The organism is Erwinia sp. E_sp_B01_1 (genome assembly GCF_036865545.1).
In the GTDB taxonomy this organism is placed as follows: domain Bacteria; phylum Pseudomonadota; class Gammaproteobacteria; order Enterobacterales; family Enterobacteriaceae; genus Erwinia.
Genome location: NZ_CP142208.1, coordinates 276281 through 299474, shown reverse-complemented (window position 1 = coordinate 299474; position 23194 = coordinate 276281). Strand labels below are relative to the sequence as shown.

General features: G+C 55.9%; 18 protein-coding genes. 13 read left to right on the top strand and 5 right to left on the bottom strand.

All coding sequences use genetic code 11. The annotated features are described in order from the left end of the window. Positions 1-15 precede the first annotated feature (15 nt). Positions 16-582 (top strand): NTP transferase domain-containing protein, encoded by a 567-nt coding sequence (locus tag VRC33_RS01320; protein ID WP_338560085.1) that lies wholly within the window; start codon positions 16-18, stop codon positions 580-582. A gap of 9 nt (positions 583-591) precedes the next feature. Here the strand turns inward: VRC33_RS01320 and VRC33_RS01315 are convergent, their stop codons facing one another. Beyond that, positions 592-2367 carry a sigma 54-interacting transcriptional regulator gene (locus VRC33_RS01315; RefSeq protein WP_338560082.1) on the bottom strand — a complete coding sequence of 592 codons (1776 nt, stop codon included), beginning with the start codon at positions 2365-2367 and terminating at the stop codon, positions 592-594. Between the two features lie 374 nt (positions 2368-2741). On the opposite strand from VRC33_RS01315, the gene ygeW reads away from it, so the two are divergent. From ygeW to arcC, 5 genes are read left to right on the top strand one after another with little or no spacing between them, the layout of a single operon-like run. Then, positions 2742-3932 (top strand): knotted carbamoyltransferase YgeW, encoded by a 1191-nt coding sequence (ygeW, locus tag VRC33_RS01310; RefSeq protein ID WP_338560080.1) that lies wholly within the window; start codon positions 2742-2744, stop codon positions 3930-3932. 38 nt (positions 3933-3970) lie between these two features. Beyond that, complete coding sequence (gene dpaL / locus VRC33_RS01305; protein WP_338560078.1) at positions 3971-5179, top strand: diaminopropionate ammonia-lyase; 1209 nt, start codon at positions 3971-3973, stop codon at positions 5177-5179. A gap of 3 nt (positions 5180-5182) precedes the next feature. After that, positions 5183-6400: a YgeY family selenium metabolism-linked hydrolase gene (locus tag VRC33_RS01300; protein WP_338560076.1), complete on the top strand. Its 1218-nt coding sequence runs from the start codon at positions 5183-5185 to the stop codon at positions 6398-6400. A 46-nt stretch (positions 6401-6446) separates the two neighbouring features. Then, a complete protein-coding gene (gene hydA, locus VRC33_RS01295) occupies positions 6447-7829 on the top strand; it encodes a dihydropyrimidinase (protein ID WP_338560074.1) in 1383 nt (460 codons plus the stop codon). Further along, positions 7829-8761 carry a carbamate kinase gene (gene arcC, locus VRC33_RS01290; protein ID WP_338560072.1) on the top strand — a complete coding sequence of 311 codons (933 nt, stop codon included), beginning with the start codon at positions 7829-7831 and terminating at the stop codon, positions 8759-8761. Before hydA ends, arcC begins: the two co-directional genes overlap by 1 nt. Here the strand turns inward: arcC and VRC33_RS01285 are convergent. Beyond that, positions 8693-9592, bottom strand: a complete 900-nt coding sequence (locus VRC33_RS01285; protein ID WP_338560070.1) for an XdhC family protein — start codon at positions 9590-9592, stop codon at positions 8693-8695. The two genes, arcC and VRC33_RS01285, sit on opposite strands and share 69 nt — an antisense overlap. 358 nt (positions 9593-9950) lie before the next feature. Here VRC33_RS01285 and ygfK point away from each other — a divergent pair, with 358 nt between their 5' ends. From ygfK to VRC33_RS01265, 4 genes are all read left to right on the top strand, one after another. Further along, a complete protein-coding gene (ygfK, locus tag VRC33_RS01280; protein ID WP_338560068.1) occupies positions 9951-13058 on the top strand; it encodes a putative selenate reductase subunit YgfK in 3108 nt (1035 codons plus the stop codon). Between the two features lie 2 nt (positions 13059-13060). Next, positions 13061-14386, top strand: coding sequence for a putative aminohydrolase SsnA (gene ssnA, locus VRC33_RS01275; RefSeq protein ID WP_338560066.1), 1326 nt, complete (start codon positions 13061-13063; stop codon positions 14384-14386). 116 nt (positions 14387-14502) lie between these two features. Then, the gene (locus tag VRC33_RS01270; protein ID WP_338560064.1) at positions 14503-15987 is read left to right on the top strand and encodes a nucleobase:cation symporter-2 family protein; all 1485 of its coding nucleotides are present in this window, start codon (positions 14503-14505) and stop codon (positions 15985-15987) included. Beyond that, entirely contained in the window at positions 15984-16139 is a 156-nt protein-coding gene (locus tag VRC33_RS01265) for a hypothetical protein (RefSeq protein ID WP_338560061.1), read from the top strand. Before VRC33_RS01270 ends, VRC33_RS01265 begins: the two co-directional genes overlap by 4 nt. Positions 16140-16366: 227 nt before the next feature. On the opposite strand, the gene iolB is transcribed toward VRC33_RS01265, so the two are convergent. Continuing rightward, positions 16367-17185: a 5-deoxy-glucuronate isomerase gene (iolB, locus tag VRC33_RS01260; RefSeq protein WP_338560059.1), complete on the bottom strand. Its 819-nt coding sequence runs from the start codon at positions 17183-17185 to the stop codon at positions 16367-16369. Between the two features lie 18 nt (positions 17186-17203). Then, positions 17204-18709 (bottom strand): CoA-acylating methylmalonate-semialdehyde dehydrogenase, encoded by a 1506-nt coding sequence (locus tag VRC33_RS01255; protein ID WP_338560057.1) that lies wholly within the window; start codon positions 18707-18709, stop codon positions 17204-17206. Positions 18710-19202: 493 nt separating this feature from the next. Here VRC33_RS01255 and VRC33_RS01250 point away from each other — a divergent pair, with 493 nt between their 5' ends. Then, positions 19203-20018, top strand: coding sequence for a TIM barrel protein (locus VRC33_RS01250; RefSeq protein ID WP_338560055.1), 816 nt, complete (start codon positions 19203-19205; stop codon positions 20016-20018). Between the two features lie 16 nt (positions 20019-20034). Here the strand turns inward: VRC33_RS01250 and VRC33_RS01245 are convergent, their stop codons facing one another. Further along, positions 20035-21255: an MFS transporter gene (locus VRC33_RS01245; protein WP_338564407.1), complete on the bottom strand. Its 1221-nt coding sequence runs from the start codon at positions 21253-21255 to the stop codon at positions 20035-20037. Positions 21256-21509: 254 nt separating this feature from the next. Here VRC33_RS01245 and VRC33_RS01240 point away from each other — a divergent pair, with 254 nt between their 5' ends. Together VRC33_RS01240 and VRC33_RS01235 are read left to right on the top strand one after the other, a co-directional pair. Continuing rightward, on the top strand, positions 21510-22214 hold the full coding sequence (locus VRC33_RS01240; protein ID WP_338560052.1) for an ABC transporter ATP-binding protein: 705 nt from the start codon (positions 21510-21512) through the stop codon (positions 22212-22214). Next, on the top strand, positions 22211-23185 hold the full coding sequence (locus VRC33_RS01235) for an ABC transporter substrate-binding protein (protein WP_338560050.1): 975 nt from the start codon (positions 22211-22213) through the stop codon (positions 23183-23185). Before VRC33_RS01240 ends, VRC33_RS01235 begins: the two co-directional genes overlap by 4 nt. Positions 23186-23194 lie beyond the last annotated feature (9 nt).

Genomic DNA, 23194 nt, shown 5'->3' with positions numbered 1-23194 from the left:
GACAGGGATATCGTTATGAAACAGTGCATTATGCTGGCTGCGGGTCTCTCCTCCCGCATGGGAGTGTGGAAAATGATGCTCCCCTGGAAAACGGGAACCGTGCTGGACAGTGCCCTGCATCACGCGCTGGAGTTTTGCGATCGGGTCATCCTGGTTACCGGCTATCGAGGGGAAGAACTGGCCCAGCGTTACGCAGGCCACGCTGGCATTCGGTTATGCCCTAACAGCCGTTTCAGACAGGGAATGTTTTCGTCGGTTCAGTGTGGGGCGTCTCTCCTGTCGGGCGAGCGTTTTTTTGTTGTGCCTGGCGATATGCCCGCGATTGATCCCCAGGTTTATGCCACGCTGTGGCAGCACGCCAGCGACAGATGTTTGCACCCCCGTTTTGAGAAAGGAAACGGACATCCGGTATTACTTCCCGCTGCCCTGATCCCACTGATCCTTGCCGCTCCACAGGAAAGTAATCTGCGTGAAATCATGCAGGCCAGAGGGAGGACAAGCGTACCGGTCACCACGCCTGCCATTCACTGGGATCTGGATACGCCCCAACAATATCGGGCGTTACAGGCCATCTGTCCCTGAGGGGAAGGCTCAGACCAGACCATATTTTTTTATTTTGCGGTACAAAGTGGCCATACCGATACCCAGTTCGTCGGCGATCTGCTTTTTATTGCGGCTCCGGTGCAGCGCTTCTTCGATAAGTTTTCTCTCCATACGTTTCAGGCTGGCCGCACTACTCTCTTCATCCGCAAACTCCTCCTCCGGCAGCAACATTATCCGTTCTGGCATCCTCTCACCCGCGGCATGAAATACCGGTGGCAACAACGCGCTGTCGATCACTTCACCTTCGGGAACGATATTCACCAGATACTCCACCAGATTACTGAGCTCCCTGACGTTTCCCGGCCACCGGTGACGCTGAAGCAGCCTGACGACTTCCGGACTGACGCCGGGATAGGCACAGCCAATGCGCATGGAATGAAAATTAAGGAAGTAATGCAGCAGCAGTTCCACATCATTATCCCGCTCCCTCAGAGGGGGCAGCGTCAGAGGGATCACATTCAGCCGGTAATAGAGGTCTTCGCGAAAGCGTTTATGCTGAATAAATCCCTGAAGATCCTGATGTGTCGCAGAAATAATGCGGATATTGACAGGAACAGGCCGGCTGGCTCCTACCGGTAATACTTCCCTGGTTTCAATTGCCCTCAGCAAGCGCGCCTGTAAATTAAGCGGCATATCCCCGATTTCATCCAGAAACAACGTCCCGCCGTTCGCAGACTGAATTAACCCAGGACGCCCTCCCGGCGCGGCCCCGGTAAATGCCCCTTTTACATAGCCAAAAAGCTCACTTTCGAGCAGATTTTCAGGAATGGCGGCACAATTTATCGCCACAAAGGGTTTGTCATGACGATGGCTGAGGCGGTGGATAGCCCGGGCAACAACTTCTTTTCCGGTGCCGCTTTCTCCCAGGATCATGACGCTGGTCGGGCTGGAGGCGATACGAATAATTAATCGTTTTAACTTTTTCATCCCTGATGACTTCCCCACCAGCCGTTCAATGGCTGGTGTCTCATCCTCCTGCGGGAAAAACTCTTTTGACGCACTCTGGTGGAAGGCCAGCAAAAACAGCGATTGCTGGCCGATAGCATGCAGCTGGCCAGTGAGTAATGTCTGGCGATCGTCCAGCATAATACGGTGCTGAATATGCCCTTCGCAGCTGTTCTGCTGGCGGCTCAGAGGCTCAATAGTCATAAATTTTTCCAGCAGGCTCGCCTGAGGAAGGTGAAGAAGATCGGTTGCGCGTTCATTGATCATCTTAATCCTGCCCTCCTGATCCCGGACGATCACCCCCTGATCCATATTGCTCATTAACAATGGCCAGACTGCCTGGCTCCTGGGCTGTTTCTGCTTATCACTGGCCAGATTGGCGACCAGTAGCCGGGAAACATGCCAGATATATTGCGTGAACATATCCGCATTCTTGCACAGGCTCTGATGCTGCTCGTTGCTGACCGCTATCAGGCTTATCACCCCCAGGCATCGCTCTGGTCCAATAACAGGTACGCCGATAAAAGCTCTTTCTTTGCAGGCTCCCCGTTGCTGGCAATGCTGACAAAGTGGATTGAACCGCGAATCCACCACCACGACCTCTTTTTGCGTTTCAATAACATTTCTGAGCAGCGTGGTATTACTTTCGGGGATCTGGCCATAACGACTGCTGTAGGGGCCGGTACCGGCGATCCGGGCAAGGTGGTGATCAACAACCTCAACTTCCAGCTTCAGCACATTGGAAAGAAGGCTGCTGAAGTTAAGGATGGTGGACTGAATCGTCATTAATGTGGTGGGTGGATCCTGCCTGTCACTCATTTTCACTCCCTGTCGACCTGAGCTTTCCTGTGAAAAACTGACGGCGTCCTGCCACTCTCATTTTGAGAAGTGCGGCGGGATTTCTCATTTTGACCCTCTCTTTATCTCCTGCCCACGCGGTCAGCCTGCTGAACTGCGCCCTACAACTACGCTGATTGCCCGAAACCCGTCATGACGGATCACAACAAAGCCGGTTTTTTGGTGAATATTGCCGCGAAATAAGAACAGGATCACATTTCGGCCACTGCACAAGTTGCCGCAATCGCGTTGGCACAGAAGTTGATTAACCCCGCTGAGTAAACACATGCCCGTCATTTTTCTCACTGAAAAAGCCAATGCCGGGTTTTCCTCTTCAGGTTTAAGGAATCTGTCAAATGGATGAGATCAACACGCTTCTGCACGTTATCAGTCAAAAGAAATCGGCCCTGTCGAAGAAAGACTTTCTCCTCACCTGGGAACAAACGCGTGACGAACTGGAACAGGTGCTGGCTATCGCCGAAGCGATGAAAAGCCTGCGTGAACGCAACATCGATACCCGCGTGTTTAACAATGGCCTGGGCATTTCTGTTTTCCGTGATAACTCCACCCGCACCCGCTTTTCTTACGCCTCAGCGTTGAATCTGCTGGGACTTACGCAGCAGGATCTGGATGAAGGTAAGTCGCAGATTGCGCATGGCGAAACGGTACGGGAAACCGCCAACATGATCTCCTTCTGTGCCGATGCCATTGGTATCCGCGACGATATGTACCTCGGTGCAGGCAACGCCTATATGCGTGAAGTGGGTGAAGCGCTGGATGATGGTTTTGCACAGGGGGTTCTGCCTCAACGTCCTGCGCTGGTCAATCTGCAATGCGATATCGATCACCCCACCCAATCGATGGCCGATCTGGCCTGGCTGAAAGAGCATTTTGGCAGCCTGGAAAATCTTAAAGGCAAAAAAATCGCCATGACCTGGGCTTATTCCCCGAGCTACGGCAAACCGCTGTCGGTGCCGCAGGGCATTATCGGGCTGATGACCCGGTTTGGTATGGACGTCACGCTTGCCCACCCTGAAGGCTATGACCTGATCCCGGATGTGCTGGATGTTGCCCGTCAGAATGCCAGGGCATCAGGCGGCAGCTTCCGCCAGGTCAGCAGTATGGAAGAAGCCTTTAAGGATGCGGATATTGTCTATCCCAAATCCTGGGCACCCTGGCAGGTGATGCAGCAGAGAACCACGCTGCTGCGCAGTCAGGATGCAGCCGGCTTAAAAGCGCTGGAACAGCAGTGCCTGCAACAAAACGCCGGCCATCAACACTGGCACTGCACGGAAGAGATGATGAAGCTGACCCGCAACGGCAAAGCCCTCTATATGCACTGCCTGCCTGCTGATATTACCGGAGTCTCCTGTGAGGCAGGCGAAGTGGAAGCCAGCGTCTTCGAGCGTTACCGCATTGAGACCTACAAAGAAGCCAGCTGGAAGCCGTGGATTATCGCCAGCATGATCCTCGCCCGCAAATTTGCAGACCCCGCAGCGGTACTGGCGAACTGCCTGAGTAAAGCACAGCCGCGCATCAAATACTGATGCCGTGCCGCCCCTCTTAATTTAACAAAAGGATCGGTATGTCAACGTTTACGTTAAAGATGCAGATAGCCGACAACGCCAGCTTCGCGCCTGTACGGTCGGCGCTTTTCACCCGTGAAACGGCGAAAGCGGCGCGTAATTTCCACAGCAAAATACCGGGTTACCGGCCTACTCCGCTCTACAGTCTGCCAACCTTCGCCTCTGCACTGGGCGTGCAACAGGTGCTGGTGAAGGATGAATCTCAGCGTTTTGGGCTGAACGCGTTCAAAATGCTGGGGGGTGCATGGGCAATCGCCCGCCTGCTTTGTGAAGAATATGCATTGGATATCAACGCCTTTTCCTTTGACACCTTTCGCAAACAGCACCCTAAACCCATCACATTCGCCACCACTACCGACGGTAATCACGGGCGCGGCGTTGCCTGGGCTGCCCGTCAGCTGGGGCAGCATGCGGTGATTTACATGCCAAAAGGCTCTGCACAGGCGCGGGTTAACCACATCACCGACCTTGGCGCCGAGTGCATCGTCACCGACATGAATTACGACGACACGGTGCGTCTGACCATGCGCACCGCCGAAGAAAAAGGCTGGAAGGTGGTTCAGGACACCGCATGGGAAGGCTATACCAGCGTCCCAACCTGGATAATGCAGGGCTACGCCACGCTGGCCGATGAGGCCGTGGAGCAAATGCAGGCGATGGAGTGCGGCGCGCCAACCCATGTTTTCTTACAGGCGGGCGTGGGGGCGATGGCCGCAGGGGTACTTGGCTATCTCAGCGACGTTTACGTCCCAGGTACCCTGCATGCCGTGGTGGTTGAACCTGACAAAGCAGACTGCCTGTTCCGTTCTGCAGCCCTGGGCAAAATCGTCAATGTCGGCGGCGAGATGAACACCATTATGGCGGGCCTGGCCTGCGGGGAACCTAACCCTCTTGGCTGGCCTCTGCTACGGGATTGTGTCCGGCAGTTTATCTCCTGCGAAGACCGGGTTGCCGCCCTGGGCATGCGCGTGCTGGGGAATCCCCTTGGGGACGATCCACGCATCATCTCAGGCGAATCAGGCGCGCCGGGCATGGGCGTATTGGCTGCCATTCTCCACCATCCGCAGGCACAGCAGCTCAAAAACACTCTCAAACTTACCCCTCATTCTCGCGTGCTGTTGATCAACAGTGAAGGCGATACCGATCCTCAGCATTACCGTGAAGTGGTGTGGGAAGGGAAATTCAGTTCCGGAAACGACAAGGAGTAACACATGAGCAAAACCATTCCGTTCAGCGACATTCTGGCGCTGGCAAAAAAATACCAGCCAGAAATGACCCGTTTTCTGCGTGACATGATTGCCATTCCCAGCGAAAGCTGTGACGAAAAGCGCGTGATTGCCCGCATCCGTCAGGAGATGGAAAAAGTCGGCTTCGACAAAATTGAGGTGGACCCCATGGGCAACATTCTTGGCTACCTCGGCCATGGTCCGCGCCTGCTGGCGATGGATGCCCACATTGATACGGTCGGTATCGGCAACATCAAAAACTGGAACTTTGATCCCTATGAAGGCATGGAAGATGATGAACTGATCGGTGGCAGAGGATCATCGGATCAGGAAGGCGGCATGGCTGCGATGGTCTATGCCGCGAAGATCATCAAGGATCTGGCGCTGGAAGATCAATATACGTTGCTGGTCACCGGTACCGTGCAGGAAGAAGACTGCGACGGGCTGTGCTGGCAATACATTATTGAGCAGTCAAAAATCCGTCCTGAGTTTGTGATCAGCACTGAGCCAACTGACTGCCAGATCTACCGTGGGCAGCGTGGCCGCATGGAAATCAGGGTGGAAGTTCAGGGCATCAGCTGCCACGGCTCAGCGCCGGAAAGGGGCGACAATGCGATTTTCAAAATGGCACCGGTACTGACCGAACTGCAGCAGCTTTCCGGCAAGCTGGGCCATGATGAGTTTCTGGGTAAAGGCACGCTGACCGTGTCAGAAATTTTCTTCACCTCTCCAAGCCGCTGTGCGGTTGCTGACAGTTGTGCCGTTTCGATTGACCGACGCCTGACCTGGGGCGAAAGCTGGGAGAATGCGCTGGAAGAGATCCGGGCGCTGCCTGCCGTTAAGGCCGCCAAAGCTGAAGTCTCACTTTATCACTATGAGCGTGCCTCCTGGACCGGCCTGGTCTATCCAACCGAATGCTACTTCCCTACCTGGAAAGTGGAAGAAGATCACATCACGGTCAAAACGCTCAGCGCCGCCTATCGCGGGCTGTTCAATAAAGAACCCGTGGTAGACAAGTGGACCTTCTCCACCAACGGCGTGTCAATCATGGGCCGTCACGGCATCCCCGTGATTGGCTTCGGGCCGGGTAAAGAGCCGGAAGCCCATGCCCCGAATGAGAAAACCTGGAAGGAACATCTGGTGACCTGTGCCGCCCTGTATGCCGCAACGCCGCTCGCCTGGTTGCAGCAGCTGGAAAGTTAATCGTTTTGCGCTGGCGCCAGCTTCGGGCGCCAGCAGGAGAAAGACGATGAGAACATTACTGAAAGGGGGAACCCTGGTAGACGAAGCCGGGGAGTACCGTCAGGACTTGTTGATCGAGCTGGGGAAAATTGTGCGGCGGGAGGAGGAGATCGTCGCAGATGCCAGTATGGAAGTGATTGACGCCAGCGGCCTGTTGGTGATGCCAGGGGGAGTTGACGTCCATACCCATTTCAATATCGATGTGGGCATTGCCCAAAGCTGTGATGATTTCTTTACCGGCACCCGGGCAGCAGCCTGCGGAGGTACCACAACGATCGTGGATCATATGGGATTCGGGCCTGAGGGCTGTTCCCTGCATCATCAGCTGGAAAAATATCATCACGACGCGAAAAAATCGGTCATTGATTACAGTTTTCACGGCGTGTTACAGCACGTTTCAGCGCAGATTATTGATGAAATCCCTTCGATGGTTCATGACGAAGGGATCAGCAGTTTCAAATTTTACCTGACCTACAGCCATATGCTGAACGACGGTGACATACTAAAAGTCTTACAGCGGCTTAATGATACCGGCGCGCTGGCTACCGTGCATCCGGAGAACGATGCCGCCATAAAATGGCGCATCAGCCAGTTCAAAACACAGGGGAAAACGGCCCCCATCTGGCACGCCCACAGCCGCCCTTCAGCCTGTGAGGCCGAGGCTATAGCCCGTACGATAAACCTGGCTAAGCTCGCCGATAACGCCCCGCTTTATATCGTTCACCTCTCCAACGGTCAGGGGCTGGAGTACATCCGCATGGCCAGAGAAGCAGGGGGCCGGGTCTGGGCTGAAACCTGTCCTCAGTATCTGCTGTTGGATATCAGCCGCTACCACCAGCCCGACGCACTGAAATTCATGCTCAGCCCGCCTTTACGCCCACGTCCGGAGCTGGACAAACTTTGGGTAGGCATCGCCGATGGCAGTATTGATACCCTTGCCACTGACCACTGCAACTTCCCCCTGAGCCAGCGCCAGCAGATGGCAGCGAATGATTTTACCCGCTGCCCGAATGGTCTGCCGGGTGTGGAAAACCGGCTGGCGTTACTGTTTTCCGAAGGGGTGATGAAAGGGCGGATAAGCCGTTCGCGCTTCGTCTCACTGACCAGCAGCAAACCGGCAAAGCTGTTTGGGCTGTGGCCGGAAAAAGGCAGTCTGATGCCGGGGGCCGATGCCGATCTGGTGCTGTTTGATCCCGCCCGGCATCAGGTGATTCAGCACAATGCCCTTCATGATAATGGCGATTACTCGCCTTATGAAGGTTTTCACGTACAGGGAGTGCCGGTCATGACGCTGTCGCGCGGCGAAATCGTCTGTCGCGATGGCCGCTTTACCGGGCGAGCCGGGCATGGCCGTTTTATCAACCGTAAGCCATTCACAGGGAGTCATTGATGAAAAAGAGAATTGTACTGGCACTGGGAGGTAATGCTTTGGGCAGCAGCCTCGCTGAGCAGATGCAGGCGGTGCAAAGTACCGCCGAAGCGATTGTTGATCTGGTGGCTGAAGGGCATGAGCTGGTGATTACCCACGGCAATGGCCCTCAGGTAGGCATGATCCATCAGGCCTTTGAAACCGCCGCCAGTATGGCCGCCCATTCCCCCCATCTGCCCATGTCGGTGTGCGTGGCCCTCAGCCAGGGCTATATCGGCTATGACCTGCAAAACGCCCTGCGTGAAGCGCTGCTTAATCGGGGAATACAAAAACAGGTGGTCTCCCTGATCACCCAGGTACGGGTAGACGACTGCGATCCGGCTTTTGCTTCTCCGGATAAACCCATAGGTTCATTTTATACCGAAGCTGAGGCGGAGAAGTTGCGCGTGCGGGGAGTGCTGTTAAAAGAAGATGCAGGACGGGGCTGGCGCAGAGTGGTTGCCTCACCCAAACCACAGGAAATTATTGAAGCGGATGCGGTGAAGACCCTGCTCAAAGCCGGACAGATTGCTATTACGGCTGGCGGCGGAGGCATACCCGTCATCGCCCGGCAGCATCATCTTAAAGGCGTGAATGCCGTGGTGGATAAAGACTGGGCCAGCGCGGTGCTGGCGCGGGATATTGATGCGGATATGCTGATTATCCTTACGGCGGTGGAAAAAGTGGCGGTTAACTTCAACCGGCCGGATCGGCGCTGGCTGGATACGCTGACGCCAGAGCAGGCGCGTGCCTGGATTGCTGACGATCAGTTTGCTCCCGGCTCCATGCTGCCAAAAGTGGAGGCAGCCCTCTCTTTTGCAGAGTCGAAGCCGGGCAGACAGGCTTTAATTACCCTGCTTGCTAAAGCCAAAGAGGGCATTGCAGGAAAAACCGGCACCGTTATTCAGCTGTAGCTTCAACGGCGGTGGGCGCTGCCAGGGCCTTGCCGTCCGTTGCTTCCCGGGCTGCCCTGGCGGGCTTTTTTGCCGCAAAATTGGAATGAGTTGAGCAAGGATACCGATCGCGATCTCTTCCGGTGTTTCCGCCAGGATATCCAGCCCGACCGGTGCATGCAGCTTCTCCAGTTGCTCATCGCTAATCCCCTGTTCCTTTTTCAGCAGTTGGCGAAAGTGCTGAGCCTTCCGGCGGCTGGCCAGCAGTCCGAGATAGCGCAAAGGCAGGCCAATCACCTGTTCCAGCACTTCACGATCCTGATGATTGGTGGCGATAATGACAAAGCTGCGGGGGGTGAAATTAAGTTTTGGCAGGATAGCCGTAAAACTGTCGCCACCGATTCGCTCACAGCATTCCGGCAGGTCCGGATGCTCCAGATTCTCCTGCCAGGGATCGGCAATCGTAACCTGAAATCCCAACTTAACGGCAAACTGTGCCAGCGCCCGATTAACATGCCCTGCCCCCAGCAGAAAAAGCGCGGGGCGATTGGCATATACCGCAATGTGTATCGTCATGGCCCCGCCACAATCCGAGCCTACTGCATCCGGTCCCTGGCGCGCCAGCTTGCCATGAAACAGCCGCGACTCTCCCTGCCGTATCGCCTCTCTGGCCTGTTCAATCGCCAGCCTCTCAATCATTCCTCCGCCAATAGTGCCGATGGCGGGCCCCTGTTCCGGGATCAGCATACTGGCAGCATGACGGGGTGACGATCCCCGGCTTTCGATGATATGCAGTAGCGCAAACGCGCAGTTCTCCTGTTCGAGCCGGGTGGCCTCAGTAAATAAGCTCATATTTCTCTCCCTGATAAGGTGTTCATAAGAACAATGCAACCTCCGTGCCGACCGACAGATCAAGTAACTCAAAGGGTCAGGGGCCATTCGCATTCTCCCTTCTCAGTTTGAGAGGAAAAAATTCTTATATTGCGAAGATTCTCGCGGTAGCCCGCAGGAATTCATCTGGTAAATGCCTCTCATTATCAGCCAGTTACCTGTGATGGCTGCAAGCCGCTTCACCCTGCGATTGGGGTCACGAATATCAGTTAAAAATGGCCCCCCGGACAGCTCTGGCGCGCTTGTTGCTAATGCCCATCGGAAACTTGCCCGGCCTGACCCACTCAGGCCCCCTGCAAAAAGCATCAAGGAGCTATTTATGGGTGACATTATGCGTCCCATTCCCTTCGACGAACTTCTGCACAGAGTGTGCGCCGAATATCAGGAGAATCAGTCCATCTTCGGCATTCCGGAAGCTGAGTTTTATGCCCGTGATCCCGCCCGCCAACTCCACATGTTCGGTGAAACCTGTGATACCCCGATTGGCCCGGCTGCCGGCCCGCATACTCAGCTGGCGCAGAACATTATTGTCTCGTGGTTAACAGGCGGCAGCTTTATAGAATTAAAAACCGTGCAGATTCTGGACCGGCTGGAACTGGAAAAACCCTGCATTGATGCCAGCGATGAAGCCTTTAACACCGAGTGGTCAACCGAGTTTACGCTGCTCAAGGCCTGGGATGAGTACCTGAAAGCCTGGATGGTGTTGCACTTTCTGGAAGAAATTTATTCACCTCGTCCACAGGGGCAAGGCCGCTCTTTTATTTTCAATATGAGCGTAGGGTACGACCTCAAGGGCATTAAGCAGCCAGCAATGCAGACCTTTATCGATGAGATGAAAGATGCCAGCAAAACGCCAAAATTTCATCTCTACCGCCAGATCCTGAAAGAGTGGCTGGAAACCAGCGGATGGCGGCTGCTCGAAAAAGCCCCCAGAACAACGCTGTATTCCCTGCCGGAGCGGATTTCAGGGCGGATGGTTAACAGCGTGACGCTCTCCACCATGCACGGCTGCCCACCCGATGAAATTGAATCCATCTGCCGTTATATGCTCACGGAGAAAAATCTGCACACCTTCGTGAAGCTTAACCCCACCCTGCTGGGCTATGAGAAAGTCCGGGCGATTCTGGATGGCAACGGCTTCGACTATATCTCCCTGAATCAGGACTCTTTTGCCCACGACCTGCAGCTAAGCCAGGCGCTGGAAATGCTCGAAAGACTGGTTTCTCTGGGCAAGCAAAAGCAGCTTACCTTCGGCGTGAAGTTGACCAACACGCTGGGCGCGCGTAATCATAAACACCGCCTTCCGGGTGAAGAGATGTATATGTCCGGACGTGCGCTTTACCCCCTTTCCATCAACGTTGCCGCTCTGCTGTCAGAACATTTTATCGGGCAACTGCCCGTTTCCTATTCCGGCGGTGCCAGCCAGTACAATATCGCGGACATTTTCGCTACCGGCATCCAGCCGATCACCATGGCTACCGATTTGTTAAAACCTGGCGGCTATCTGCGGATGAAAGCCTGCGCGAAAATTCTTGATGGCGCTGAGGGCTGGGAGCGCCGCCAGATTGATGTTGCGCGGTTACAGGCGCTGGCTGCCCGATCGCTAACGGCTGGATGGGCACAGAAAGAGTGGAAAAGCCGGGATGAGATTGACGCCGGTGGACCGCTACCGCTCACTGACTGTTATGTTGCTCCCTGCGTCAGCGCCTGCGCAATCCGGCAGGACATTCCGGAATACCTGCGCCTGGCAGGAGAAGGCCGCTACACCGATGCGCTGGAGATTATTTATCAGCGTAATGCGCTGCCCGGTATCACCGGTCATATCTGCGATCACCAGTGCCAGAGCAACTGTACCCGCCTCGATTATGACAATGCGCTGAATATCAGGCGGATCAAAAAAATCGTGCTGGAAAAAGGCTGGGAAGCGTATCGCCAGCGCTGGCACAAACCGGCAGGATCGGGCGATCGGCATCCCGTTGCCGTGATTGGGGCCGGGCCTGCCGGGCTGGCGGCAGGGTATTTCCTTGCCCGTGCCGGACACCCGGTGACCCTGTTTGAACGCGAAGCCAGCGCGGGCGGCGTGGTGAAACATATCGTTCCGCATTTCCGAATCCCGGCAAACCTGATCGAGCAGGATATCCAGTTTATTGCCGATCATGGCGTTAAATTTGTCTATAACTGCGACCGGCAGCTGACGCTTGATAAACTTCGCCAGCAGGGTTTTCGTTATATCTGCGTGGGGATCGGAGCGGGAAAAAATACCGCGCTGGACCTGCCCGGCGGCAACCTGCATCTCCTGAAATCCTTTGAATTTTTGCGGCGTTTCAACCAGCAGGTGCTGGCCGGCACGATCAGCGGCGATGTGGCAGTAGTCGGTGCCGGGAATACCGCCATGGACTGCGCCCGTGCCGCGCTGAAAATTCCCGGTGTCACCTCCGTCAGCATTGTCTATCGTCGTGAGGAGAAAGACATGCCGGCCTGGCCAGAGGAGATTGCCGAAGCCCGCCATGAGGGCGTGGCGTTTATGACCTGCGTCAATCCGGAACGCTTCGATACTGCAGGCAACCTGACGCTGAGGGTGATGCGGCCAGGGGCACCGGATGAACAGGGTCGTAGCCGTCCGGTGGCCACCGGAGAGACCTTCACAAAACATTTTGATGCCCTGATCGCGGCTACCGGCGAGAATCCCGATTATGACGTATTAAACCGTATCGGCCTGCCGCTGAACGCTTCAGGCAAGGTCAGTGTAGATCCCGTCACGCTGGAAACCAGCCTGCCCGGCGTGTTCCTGACCGGTGATGTGCAGAGCGGCCCTGCTTCTATCGTTTCTGCCATCGGCGGCGCCCGCAAGGCAACCAATGCCATTCTTCACCGGGAAAACATCCGCTCTGATAAAGAGGACAAGCGCTGGCTGAACAGCGATCCTGCCGCCCTTTATCGCCGCCGTGGCGTGGTCGCTATCCGCCAGGCAGACAGCGATGATGCGGATGCCTTTGCCCGCCAGGAAGCCTCACGCTGCCTGGAGTGCAATTACGTCTGCGCCAAGTGCGTCGATGTCTGCCCGAACCGCGCCAATGTCGCCCTTGCCGTCCCCGGCTATCACAGCCGTCAGCAGATAATTCACCTGGATGCCCTGTGCAACGAATGTGGCAACTGCGCCCAGTTCTGTCCGTGGCAGGGCAAGCCTTACAAAGACAAGATCACCCTCTTCAGCCGCCAGGATGATTTCGACAACAGCACAAACCCTGGCTTCCTGATCGACCGTCAAAGCGTACAGATCCGCCTTAAGGATCGTCGCTGGACGCTGGAGATCGATCACAAGGGCGAGATCCTCGGTGACACGCCGGAAGAGCTGCAGGAAATGACCCGGATTATCAGCTATACGCGCCAGCAGCATGACTATCTGCTGGGCAGCGTGGAGGAGTGATCATGCTTTTACTTAAAAATTGTACCGCCGTTGAGTTCTGTCCCAGCCGCGTGGAAGCGGGCGTGGATATAGTGATTGAGGGCGACAAAATCGTTGCGGTGGGGAAAAACCTTACCGCGCAGTATCCCGATGCCGGCTGCAAAGAGATGCACAACAGGCTGGTGATGCCGGGGCTGGTGTGCGCCCATAACCATTTTTATTCCGGGCTGTCACGCGGCATCCTGGCTCCAGTCGCCCCCTGTCCGGACTTTATCTCCACGCTGAAAAACCTGTGGTGGCGGCTGGATCGGGCACTGGATGAAGAGTCGCTCTACTACAGCGGGCTGATTTGCTCACTGGAGGCGATCCGCTCCGGCTGTACTGCCGTGATCGATCATCATGCTTCCCCCAGCTTGATCAAAGGATCGCTGGCGATCCTGCGCCGGGGTTTTCTCCAGGCGGGCTTACGCGGTATGACCTGTTTCGAAACCACCGACCGTAACGGCGGGCTGGCTGAACTGGAAGCGGGCGTTGCAGAGAACGTCGACTTCGCCAGTTTAATAGACTCGGAGCGGACCGCCCATCAGCAAAGCCCCTTGGTGGAGTGCCATCTTGGCGCTCATGCCCCCTTCACCCTGTCGGACGCCGGGCTGGAGATGCTGCGCCAGGCCCGGAAAGCCACCGGCAGGGGCCTGCACATTCATGTGGCTGAAGACCGCTATGACGTATCACACAGCCATGATAAATACGGGCTGGATCCCATTGTCAGGCTGGATAAATTTGGCCTGCTGGACGAGAAAACGCTGATTGCCCACGCCCTGTGGCTCTCTCCTCATGAGATTGCGCTGCTGAACGAACGGCGGGCTGCCCTGGTCCATAACGCCCGTTCGAATATGAATAACCATGTCGGCTACAACGCGAACCTCGCTGATTATCACCTCTCTGCGCTGGGCACCGATGGCATAGGGGCAGATATGTTTGAAGAGCTGAAATTTGCCTTCTTTAAACACCGCGACGCGGGAGGGCCACTCTGGCCTGACAGTTTTCTGCGCATGCTGCATAACGGAAACACCCTGCTTGAGCGAAACTTTTCGCAATCCTTTGGCCAGCTTGCTGCGGGATATACCGCTGATTTGACCATCTGTGACTACGCCTCACCCACGCCTTTACAGGCCGAAAACCTGGCAGGCCATCTGGCCTTCGGCATGAACAGTGCCTCAGTACACAGCGTGATGATAGCCGGACGCATGGTGTATGAAGATCGTCAGTTCCCGTTTGATATTGAACCGATCTACGCCAGCGCGCGCAAAGCAGCCAGCAGGCTGTGGCAAAACATGGCGAAGCTTTAACCCTCCGGGCTGCGCCAGTATGGGCAGCCTTTTTTTACTTCCGGATGACTTCAAGGGAGGCAACATGCCTTCGAATCGTAGCCAGGGTAGCAATGCCCGGGCCGTATGGGAGAAATATGATGAACACTTCTGAACGTCAGGACTCACCTGCCAGACCTCTGCCCGTTGATGAAATCCTGCCCATCGGGCAGATGGTTCTTTACGGCCTGCAGCATGTGCTGGTGATGTACGCGGGAGCAGTAGCCGTTCCGCTGGTTGTGGGGTCGGCTATTGGGCTTACCGACGAGCAAATCGTGGTGCTGATAGGCTGCGATCTGATGGTTTGCGGCCTGGCTACGCTGATGCAAACGCTTGGCGTGGGGAGATGGATGGGCTGTCGGCTACCTGTCGTCCAGGGCTGTACCTTTGTTGCCATGATCCCGCTGGTGCTGATTGGCAAAGAGTATGGCATGGGCGGTATTTCCGGTTCTGTAATGGTTGCCGGGGCTTTCACGCTGTTGTTCGCGCCCTGGATCTCAAAACTGGTGCGTTTTTTCCCCAGAGTGGTGATGGGGTCGATAGTCACCCTGATTGGCTTATCAATTATGCCGGTGGCCGGCGGCTGGATTGGTGGCGGAAACGCCGCAATGGTGGGTTTTGGCAGCCCGTTAGCGCTCTCTCTGGCTGCGGTAACGCTGGTGATCATCCTGAACATCTATACTTTTGGCTCAGGGCTGATCAAAAACATTGCGGTGCTGATCGGCCTGATCATCGGATCTACCCTGTGGTATTTCGTTGATACGCTGGATCTGGGGCGGCTCGCCGCCACGCCCTGGATCAACATCCCCCTTCCCCTGCAATTTGCCGTGCCTGAGTTTCATCTGGTCCCCGCCTTGCTGATGTCGATGGTGATGATTGTGGTGATGGTGGAAACCATGTCGTCGATGATGGCAACGGGTGAACTCGTTGGCCGTCAGGCCGATGGGGAAACGCTGAGAAAAGGGCTGACCGGCTGCGGGTTTGCCACCTTGTGCGGCAGCCTGTTTAATCTTTTCCCCTATGCCGCCTTTGCACAGAATGTCGGGCTGATTAGCCTGACCGGCGTGCGCAGCCGCTTTGTGGTGGCGGTATCCGGTCTGATCTTAATTCTGATGGGATTGTTCGCCAAAATGGCGGCACTGGTAGTGATTGTGCCGAAACCGGTGCTGGGCGGGGCGGGCATAGTGATGTTTGGTATGGTCGCCGTTGCAGGCATCCGGACGCTGGGCCAGGTTAACTATCGCAATAATAATAATGGCATGGTCGTAGCGCTGACGCTGGGCGTGGGGCTGATGCCGGTGCTGGTGCCCGGTCTGTTTTCACAAATGCCTGAGCTGGCGAAGATGTTTCTGCACAGCGGCATTACGCTGGGAACCTGCGTGGCCATCTTTGCCAATGTCGTTCTGAACGGTAAGGGAGGACAGGCTAAAAAAGCGAATTGTGATACCTGCCAGCCGGAGGAGCTGACGGCGGCTGGCCCGGAATCCACCGCCGCCCGGCGTGTGGCGGTCAAAACGGTCAGGGTCTGGCTGCTGCTGCGTCGCGCCCGTGAACAGCAGCAAAGAGAGCGGGAACAGCAGTGAACAGAAAATCCTGCCTGACCCGGCTAATAGTAGCCGCGGCGTTTATTGTGCTGTCGGGTTTGCTGCTGGTTACTGACGGCATCAGGCTCGGCCTGGAAAGTCGTTTTCATTACGCCGCAGGTTTTGATTTCTTACTGCCACCAACCCCATGATTTACAGACAAAAAAGAGGGTAATGTGCGTTGCCCTCAGATTGCAGCCGAACCCTGAAGCGATGGGAGCATATGCCTTGAACAAAGCATCACGGGCCACGGATGGCCCGTGCTGAGCTGCCATGGACGGCGCTTTTTGCGTCTTTGTGAGAGGCATATGCTCCCTGAGCCTGCACGTTGTCAATAATCTGAGGGTAACGCGCGTTACCCTCCTGTTGACTGCCAGACTCACTCTGCCTTTGGATAGGCTTCGCTGTTTACCCAGGCGTGATCTTTCTCCCAGCTAAACTTCCACAATCTCACTGGCCCCGCCATCACGTTAAGATAGTAATTATCGTAGCCTGCGATAGTGGCCACCGGATGATACCCACGCGGTACCGTTACCACATCGCGGTTATAAGCCGCCATGCATTCGTCCAGCGAGCGGTCGTCAGTGTAGACCCGCTGCATGGCAAAACCCTGCTCCGGGCTGAACCGGTGGTAGTAGGTCTCTTCCAGATAGGTTTCCGTTTCTGAATTTTCCTGGTCATGCTTGTGGCTGGGATAAGAGCTGGTGTCCCCTTCGTTGGTATACACCTCCACTACCAGCAGGCTGTCTGCCGGTTGATCGTCTGGCAGGATGTTATGCACCAGGCGCTTATTGCGCCCTTTGCCACGCTTTTCCACGCCTACATCAGCAGGCGCAATCAGCCTGGCAGGCAAGGAGCCTTTACCTGGAGCATTGCATACCGCCAGTTCCAGATCGGAATCGGCATACACCTCAACCTTGTCATTATTCGGTACATAAACCGAATAAGGCGGCGTACGCTCAAACGGTGACATACGCTTTCCGATGCCGGGAAACTCTGCATGCAGCGTTTTCACCGAGGCCAGCCCGGCTACCAGCACCAGACACAGCTCTTTATCGCCACTTTCCAGCTGCAGGGTCTGGCCCTTTTTAAGCTGATAAGCATCAAACCCCACATAACGCCAGCCTGCACTTTCCGGCGTGACGTGCTGGATGCGCCCCTGCGCATCGGGTTGTTGGACTCTGGACAGCAATGACATTCTCGTCCTCCTGATCGATTAACCCAGCGTCGGCATACTGAACTCAGAAACGGTTTTCTGTCCGCTCGGCCAGCGCACGGTAGCGGTTTTCATGCGGGTATAGAAACGAACGCCATCCGGACCGTGTACGTTCAGCGCACCAAACACCGAGCGTTTCCAGCCGCCGAAGCTGTGGAATGCCATAGGAACCGGCACCGGCACATTCACACCCACCATGCCGGCCTGCACTTCGCGCACAAAATCGCGCCCGGTGTGGCCATTGCTGGTAAAGATGGCGCTGCCGTTACCGAACTCATGGCTGTTAACCAGTTCCAGTGCGGTGGCGTAGTCCGGCGCACGCATGATGCTCAGCACCGGTCCGAAAATTTCTTCCCGCCAGATGACCATCTCTGAAGTGACGTTATCGAACAGCGTCCCCCCCACGTAGTAGCCTTCCGCATAGCCTTCCACCTGGAAGTTACGGCCATCGACCACCAGCTTCGCGCCTTCCTGCTCGCCTTTATCAATATAACCCAGCACTTTTTTCTGGTGCGCGGCCGAGACGACCGGCCCCATTTCATTCTCTTCGCTGCCTTTCTGGATGCCGGGACCGACGCGCAGCGCTTTAACCAACGGCGTCAGGGCTGCAATCAGTTTATCTGCGGTGTCATCGCCTACGGCAACGACCACCGGCAGCGCCATGCAACGTTCGCCAGCTGAACCAAATGCACCGCCCATAATGGCGTTAACGGTCGCCTCCAGATCGGCATCCGGCATCACGATGGCGTGGTTTTTAGCCGCACCGAAAGCCTGCACGCGCTTGCCATGCGCACTGGCGGTTTTGTAGATGTGTTCTGCCACACCGGAAGATCCGACAAAGCTTACCGCCTGAATGCGGGGATCTTTGTACAACTGCTCAGCATCTTCATTAGAACAGTGAATAACGTTGAATACGCCATCCGGCAGACCCGCTTCGGTCAGCAGCTCTGCCATACGGACGGAAACAGAAGGATCCAGCGCCGGGGGTTTCAGCACGAAGGTGTTACCGCAGGCCAGCGCAATCGGGAACATCCACAACGGCACCATCGCCGGGAAGTTGAACGGCGTAATGCCCGCCACCACGCCCAGCGGCTGCATCAGGGAATAGCTGTCCACGCCCGTAGCCACATCAGCCGAGTTTTCACCTTTGATTAGATGCGGGATACCACAGGCAAATTCGACCACCTCCAGACCCCGGGTCAGTTCACCCAGCGCGTCAGACCAGACTTTACCGTGTTCGCTGACGATCAGTGCAGCCAGCTCTTCACGGTGCTGCTCCATCAACGCTTTAAAGTTAAACAGCACACGGGCGCGGCGCAGAGGAGAAGTGCGGGACCAGCCGTCATAAGCGTTATGCGCCACTTCAATGGCTTTAGCCACCTCATCTGCGGTGCTCTGGGTCAGTTCACGCACCGGTTGCCCGGTAGCGGGATCGTAAACCGGAATCGTTTCATTACTGGCGCTCAGAGACGTTTTTCCGCCAATAAAATTTCCTGTAATAGTCATGTTCTGGCCTCTTTGATGTATGTATTCCCTGCAGGGACGGCGTTTATGCTGCCCGCGCCCTGACCGGACAAATCCCAAATGCGTGTAAGGACAGTATTATAGTGGAATAAATTTTTCAAATATTTCACTTTAGAAAATTCATTTTTAGCGGCACAGATCGCATTTTCACCGGAACGATTGCGCTCTGTATTGCATTGGCCCGTTCGCTGTTCAGCAGCAAAGAAAACTTAAGCAGCACGCGGCTCGTGGACGTTAAACAGTTATGCGCGCGTTCTTTGTATTACGCTGCGCCAGGGTTCACATATCCCCGATAATCCTCGGGATAATCGGGGCGTCTGAACGAAATTTTGCGAGAATGATCCAAAAACTTAAATTTCATTATTCACCACTCATGAAATAAATGTTCTCTTATAGGCCATAACAGAAGCCGCTGAAGGTCATCTGAAATCGCGGTCCCTCCTTTTCTCTCAACCTTGTTTGCAGGAGCAAAAACATGGCTATCGAACCAACCCGTTTCTGTATCAACCGTAAGATTGCCCCCGGTCTCAGTATTGAGCAGTTTTTTCAGCTGGTGCAGAGCCTGGGGCTGAATAAGGTCGAACTGCGCAATGACATGCGTGGCGGCAGCGTGACGGATAACCTGAGCCATGCCGAGGTGCGCGCGCTGGCCCAGCGTTACGATCTGGAAATCGTCACCATCAACGCCGTCTACCCGTTCAATCAGGTTGACGATACGCTGCTGGCGAAAGCGGAAGGCTTGTTAAAGGATGCCCGGGGCGTCGGCGCTAAAGCACTGGTGCTTTGTCCGCTCAACGATGGCACGCCAGTTTCCGACGAGCAGACGCTGGCGGCCCTGAAAACCCTTGCCCCGCTGTTTGAAAAATATGGCATTGAAGGTCTGGTGGAGCCGCTGGGCTTCCCGGTCAGCTCTTTGCGCTCAGGCGTAAAAGCCCAGGCACTGATCCGTGATGCCGGTGTGCCTTTCCGTCTGGTGCTGGATACCTTCCATCACCATCTGTATGAGAAGGCAGAAGAGGAGTTTGAAGAGAGGATTGATATCAACGCTATCGGGCTAATCCATTTGTCCGGCGTGGAAGACAGCCGACCGACCAGCGAACTTACTGACGAAGAACGCATTATGTTAACGGAAGGCGATCTGCTTAACACCGCCACCCAGGTTCAGCGTCTGGAACGAATGGGATATCGCGGCATTTACGCTTTTGAGCCCTTCTCCTCCGTAATGGATAACTGGAACGCGGCGGACATAGAACGGGAGATCCGCCGCAGTATCGCGCTGTTGCAGGATTAAGGTCAGTAAACCTGATTCACGACCTCTCCGCCTGCGTTTCACTTTGCTCGCGGAGCGTTCGTTTAATTCTCAACGTCAGCCCCATCGCCACGCAGACCAGTAGCCCGCTGATCAGATAGATAACCGGCACGCCCAGCCAGCTCATGGCAAGCCCGGCCAGCGGCCCGGTTATCCCCAGAGAGAGATCCATAAACGTGGTGTAAGCGGCCAGTGCGCTGCCCTGATTCTGTGGCGGCACGGCTTTTACTGCGACCACGCCAACAGCGGGGAACACCAGCGAGAAGCCTGCGCCGGTGAGTAAGGCGCCCAGCTTCGCCATCCAGGGATCGACCGATCCCCAGACCAGAAACAGCCCGATGGCCTCTACGGCGAAACAGACCAGCGCAACTGCCAGCCCGCCGTGACGGTTGATGGCGTTAGGGAAAAGCAAGCGCGTGCCAACAAAAGCCCCGCTGAACAGGGTCAGTGCCCAGGCCGCTCCTTCCCAGCCTTTATCCTGGTAAAACAGGGTGATAAAGGTGGCGATCACCCCAAAGCCTGCTGAACCCAATCCGAGGATAATGCCATACCCCCAAATCTTCCCCAGCACGGCGCGGAACGGCAGGGGTTTGCCTTTGCTGCTTTTCACCTTTGGACGCGGTAAAGCAAACAAAATAGCCACCAGCGCGATAGCCAGAATAATGCCCGACAGCAACAGTAAACCGCCCCAGTGATATATGCCCACGCCCAGCGGTGCCCCTATCGCCATCGCACCGTAGGTAAAAATGCCATTCCACGAAATCACCCGGCCAATATGCAGCGATCCCACCACGCCAACGCCCCACAGCGTGGAGCCCGTGCCGGCAAAACTTTGTCCCACCCCGAGGATCACCCGTCCAAGACAGAGCAGCAGCAGGCTGAGGATCGGTATACCTGCCCCCAAAGCGGCCAGCGCATAGAAAAGTCCGCTCAGGAAGCAGCCGCACAGGCCAAAGACCACCACCTTTTTTGGCCCCCAGAGATCGGCAAACCGCCCGGCATGGGGACGACTGAGTAGGGTCGCAAAGTATTGCAGACTGACCACCAGTCCCGCCCAGAAGGCGCTGTAGCCCATCACGTCGTGGACATAGCCCGGCAGGACAGCCAGCGGTAATCCAATCGTCAGGTAGCTGGCAAAGTTAAAAATCACCACGGAAATAATACGCAGATTCAGGCGAAAACCGCTTTGAGCAGGTTCCGGCGCAGGATGCTCAGGCATGGAGAAGGGAACTCTTTTGGCAAACACACGAGGTTCAACTATACCCCGACTTCCCCCTGCCTGTCATCCCCGGTTTACATCTTCAACATAAATGCCGCCATAAATCCGTCATACAGCGCTCATATACTGCCGCCTTAATGAAATCCCAAAGAGGATAATATGACAGCTCCCCTGGTTCTCTCCCGGGCGAGCGCGAACCGTCCGTTCCGGCTGACGGGATGCAGGCCCTGCCTGCTTCCGGTGGAGGCCATCTGATGAATCGTGCTCCCCTTACTCTCGATCTGAAGGGCATTCACTATGCCTTCGGCAATCAGACCGTATTGCACCATCTCGATCTCAGGGTGGAAGGCGGCACCACTGTGGCGCTGCTTGGCCCTTCAGGCTGTGGCAAAAGTACGTTGCTTAAGCTGCTCGCGGGCCTGCTTCAGCCACAGCAGGGCGAGATCCACTTTGGTACGCGTCTGATTGCCAGCCCCCGAAGCGCGCTGCCTCCCGAACAGCGCGATATCGGCATGGTCTTTCAGGATTATGCTCTGTGGCCGCACATGACGGTAGCGCAGAACGTTGGCTTTCCCCTGCTGATGCGTCGCCTGCCCACAGCCGAAAGACTGACCAAAACCATGATTGCCCTTGAGCGGGTTGGCCTTGCCAGTCTCGCGCTGCGTCGCCCTGCCGATCTCTCCGGAGGCCAGCAGCAACGCGTGGCGCTGGCCAGGGCAATCATCGCTGAGCCGGGCATTCTGCTGTTTGATGAGCCGCTTTCAAATCTCGACCGGGATCTGCGTGAATCCTTAAGTCGTGAAATGAGCGGCCTGCTGCGTCAGCTTAATACCACGGCAGTTTATGTCACCCATGATCAGGGTGAGGCAGAGGTGTTAGCCGATCGCATTGTTCATCTGTCACAAGGTTCTGTGACCGCCATTCAGGCGGTCAGGCCACTCTCCGGGGAAATTGCATGAAATCCATTCTGACTAAAAAAACAGGGGCCATCTTCGCGATGATCTTCACTTCCGCCATGATGATAAATGATGCCAGTGCGCTGACGGTCTACACCGCCGGACCAGGATCGCTGGCCAAAAAACTCGCTACCGGTTATGAAAAGCAGACCGGGGTGAAGGTAAATATTTTCCAGGCGACCACCGGCAAGGTGATGGCCAGGCTGGAAGCCGAGCAGGCTAACCCGATAGCCGACGTGTTGATTTCCGCCTCCTGGGACACGGCAGAAGAATTACAGCAGCGCGGCTGGCTGCTGCCTTATACCAGCGCCAATGCGGCCACCATCCCGGATTCACTGAAGTCAGATTCATATGTGGCGCAGGGAATTTCAGCGCTGGGCATCGTCTGGGATACCAAAAGCGGCACGCCAGAGCCAAAAGAGTGGGCCGACCTCACGACCCCGGCCTTCAAAGATAAAGTGACCACGCCCGATCCTTCTCTCTCCGGCGCATCACTGGATCTGCTGACTGGCCTGCAAAACGGCATGGGTGACGCTGCCTGGCAACTGTTCGGCAAGCTGAAAAATAACGGCATGGTGATCGGTGGGCCTAACGCTCAGGCGCTGACTCCGGTGCTGCAGGGCGCGAAAGCGGCGGTGTTTGGCGCGGTGGATTATGTCTCCTACGGCAGCATTCAGGATGGGGAAGCGATCAAAGTGATCTTCCCGGCCAGCGGCACCGTGGTGGCTCCCCGCCCGATGATGATCCTGAAATCCACTCAACATGCGGCGGATGCTAAAGCTTTTGTGGATTATGTCCTCTCACCGGAAGGTCAGGAGCTGGTAGCGAATGCCTGGCTGATGCCTGCCCGTGCGGATATTGGTGCCAAACGTCCTCTGCTCAGCGAGCTGAAGATCCTGCCTGAGAACAGCGAAGGCAGCAGCGATCGTGCTGCTATCCTGCAACGCTTCGGCAAACTTTTTGCCGCTCAGTAGCGCCTGGTC

What these genes read in the sequence shown, in the direction of transcription:
- VRC33_RS01320 (WP_338560085.1), top strand. Translation starts at nt 16, where the DNA reads ATGAAACAGTGCATTATGCTGGCTGCGGGTCTCTCCTCCCGCATGGGA.
- VRC33_RS01315 (WP_338560082.1), bottom strand. Translation starts at nt 2,367, where the DNA reads ATGAGTGACAGGCAGGATCCACCCACCACATTAATGACGATTCAGTCC.
- ygeW (WP_338560080.1), top strand. Translation starts at nt 2,742, where the DNA reads ATGGATGAGATCAACACGCTTCTGCACGTTATCAGTCAAAAGAAATCG.
- dpaL (WP_338560078.1), top strand. Translation starts at nt 3,971, where the DNA reads ATGTCAACGTTTACGTTAAAGATGCAGATAGCCGACAACGCCAGCTTC.
- VRC33_RS01300 (WP_338560076.1), top strand. Translation starts at nt 5,183, where the DNA reads ATGAGCAAAACCATTCCGTTCAGCGACATTCTGGCGCTGGCAAAAAAA.
- hydA (WP_338560074.1), top strand. Translation starts at nt 6,447, where the DNA reads ATGAGAACATTACTGAAAGGGGGAACCCTGGTAGACGAAGCCGGGGAG.
- arcC (WP_338560072.1), top strand. Translation starts at nt 7,829, where the DNA reads ATGAAAAAGAGAATTGTACTGGCACTGGGAGGTAATGCTTTGGGCAGC.
- VRC33_RS01285 (WP_338560070.1), bottom strand. Translation starts at nt 9,592, where the DNA reads ATGAGCTTATTTACTGAGGCCACCCGGCTCGAACAGGAGAACTGCGCG.
- ygfK (WP_338560068.1), top strand. Translation starts at nt 9,951, where the DNA reads ATGGGTGACATTATGCGTCCCATTCCCTTCGACGAACTTCTGCACAGA.
- ssnA (WP_338560066.1), top strand. Translation starts at nt 13,061, where the DNA reads ATGCTTTTACTTAAAAATTGTACCGCCGTTGAGTTCTGTCCCAGCCGC.
- VRC33_RS01270 (WP_338560064.1), top strand. Translation starts at nt 14,503, where the DNA reads ATGATGAACACTTCTGAACGTCAGGACTCACCTGCCAGACCTCTGCCC.
- iolB (WP_338560059.1), bottom strand. Translation starts at nt 17,185, where the DNA reads ATGTCATTGCTGTCCAGAGTCCAACAACCCGATGCGCAGGGGCGCATC.
- VRC33_RS01255 (WP_338560057.1), bottom strand. Translation starts at nt 18,709, where the DNA reads ATGACTATTACAGGAAATTTTATTGGCGGAAAAACGTCTCTGAGCGCC.
- VRC33_RS01250 (WP_338560055.1), top strand. Translation starts at nt 19,203, where the DNA reads ATGGCTATCGAACCAACCCGTTTCTGTATCAACCGTAAGATTGCCCCC.
- VRC33_RS01245 (WP_338564407.1), bottom strand. Translation starts at nt 21,255, where the DNA reads ATGCCTGAGCATCCTGCGCCGGAACCTGCTCAAAGCGGTTTTCGCCTG.
- VRC33_RS01240 (WP_338560052.1), top strand. Translation starts at nt 21,510, where the DNA reads ATGAATCGTGCTCCCCTTACTCTCGATCTGAAGGGCATTCACTATGCC.
- VRC33_RS01235 (WP_338560050.1), top strand. Translation starts at nt 22,211, where the DNA reads ATGAAATCCATTCTGACTAAAAAAACAGGGGCCATCTTCGCGATGATC.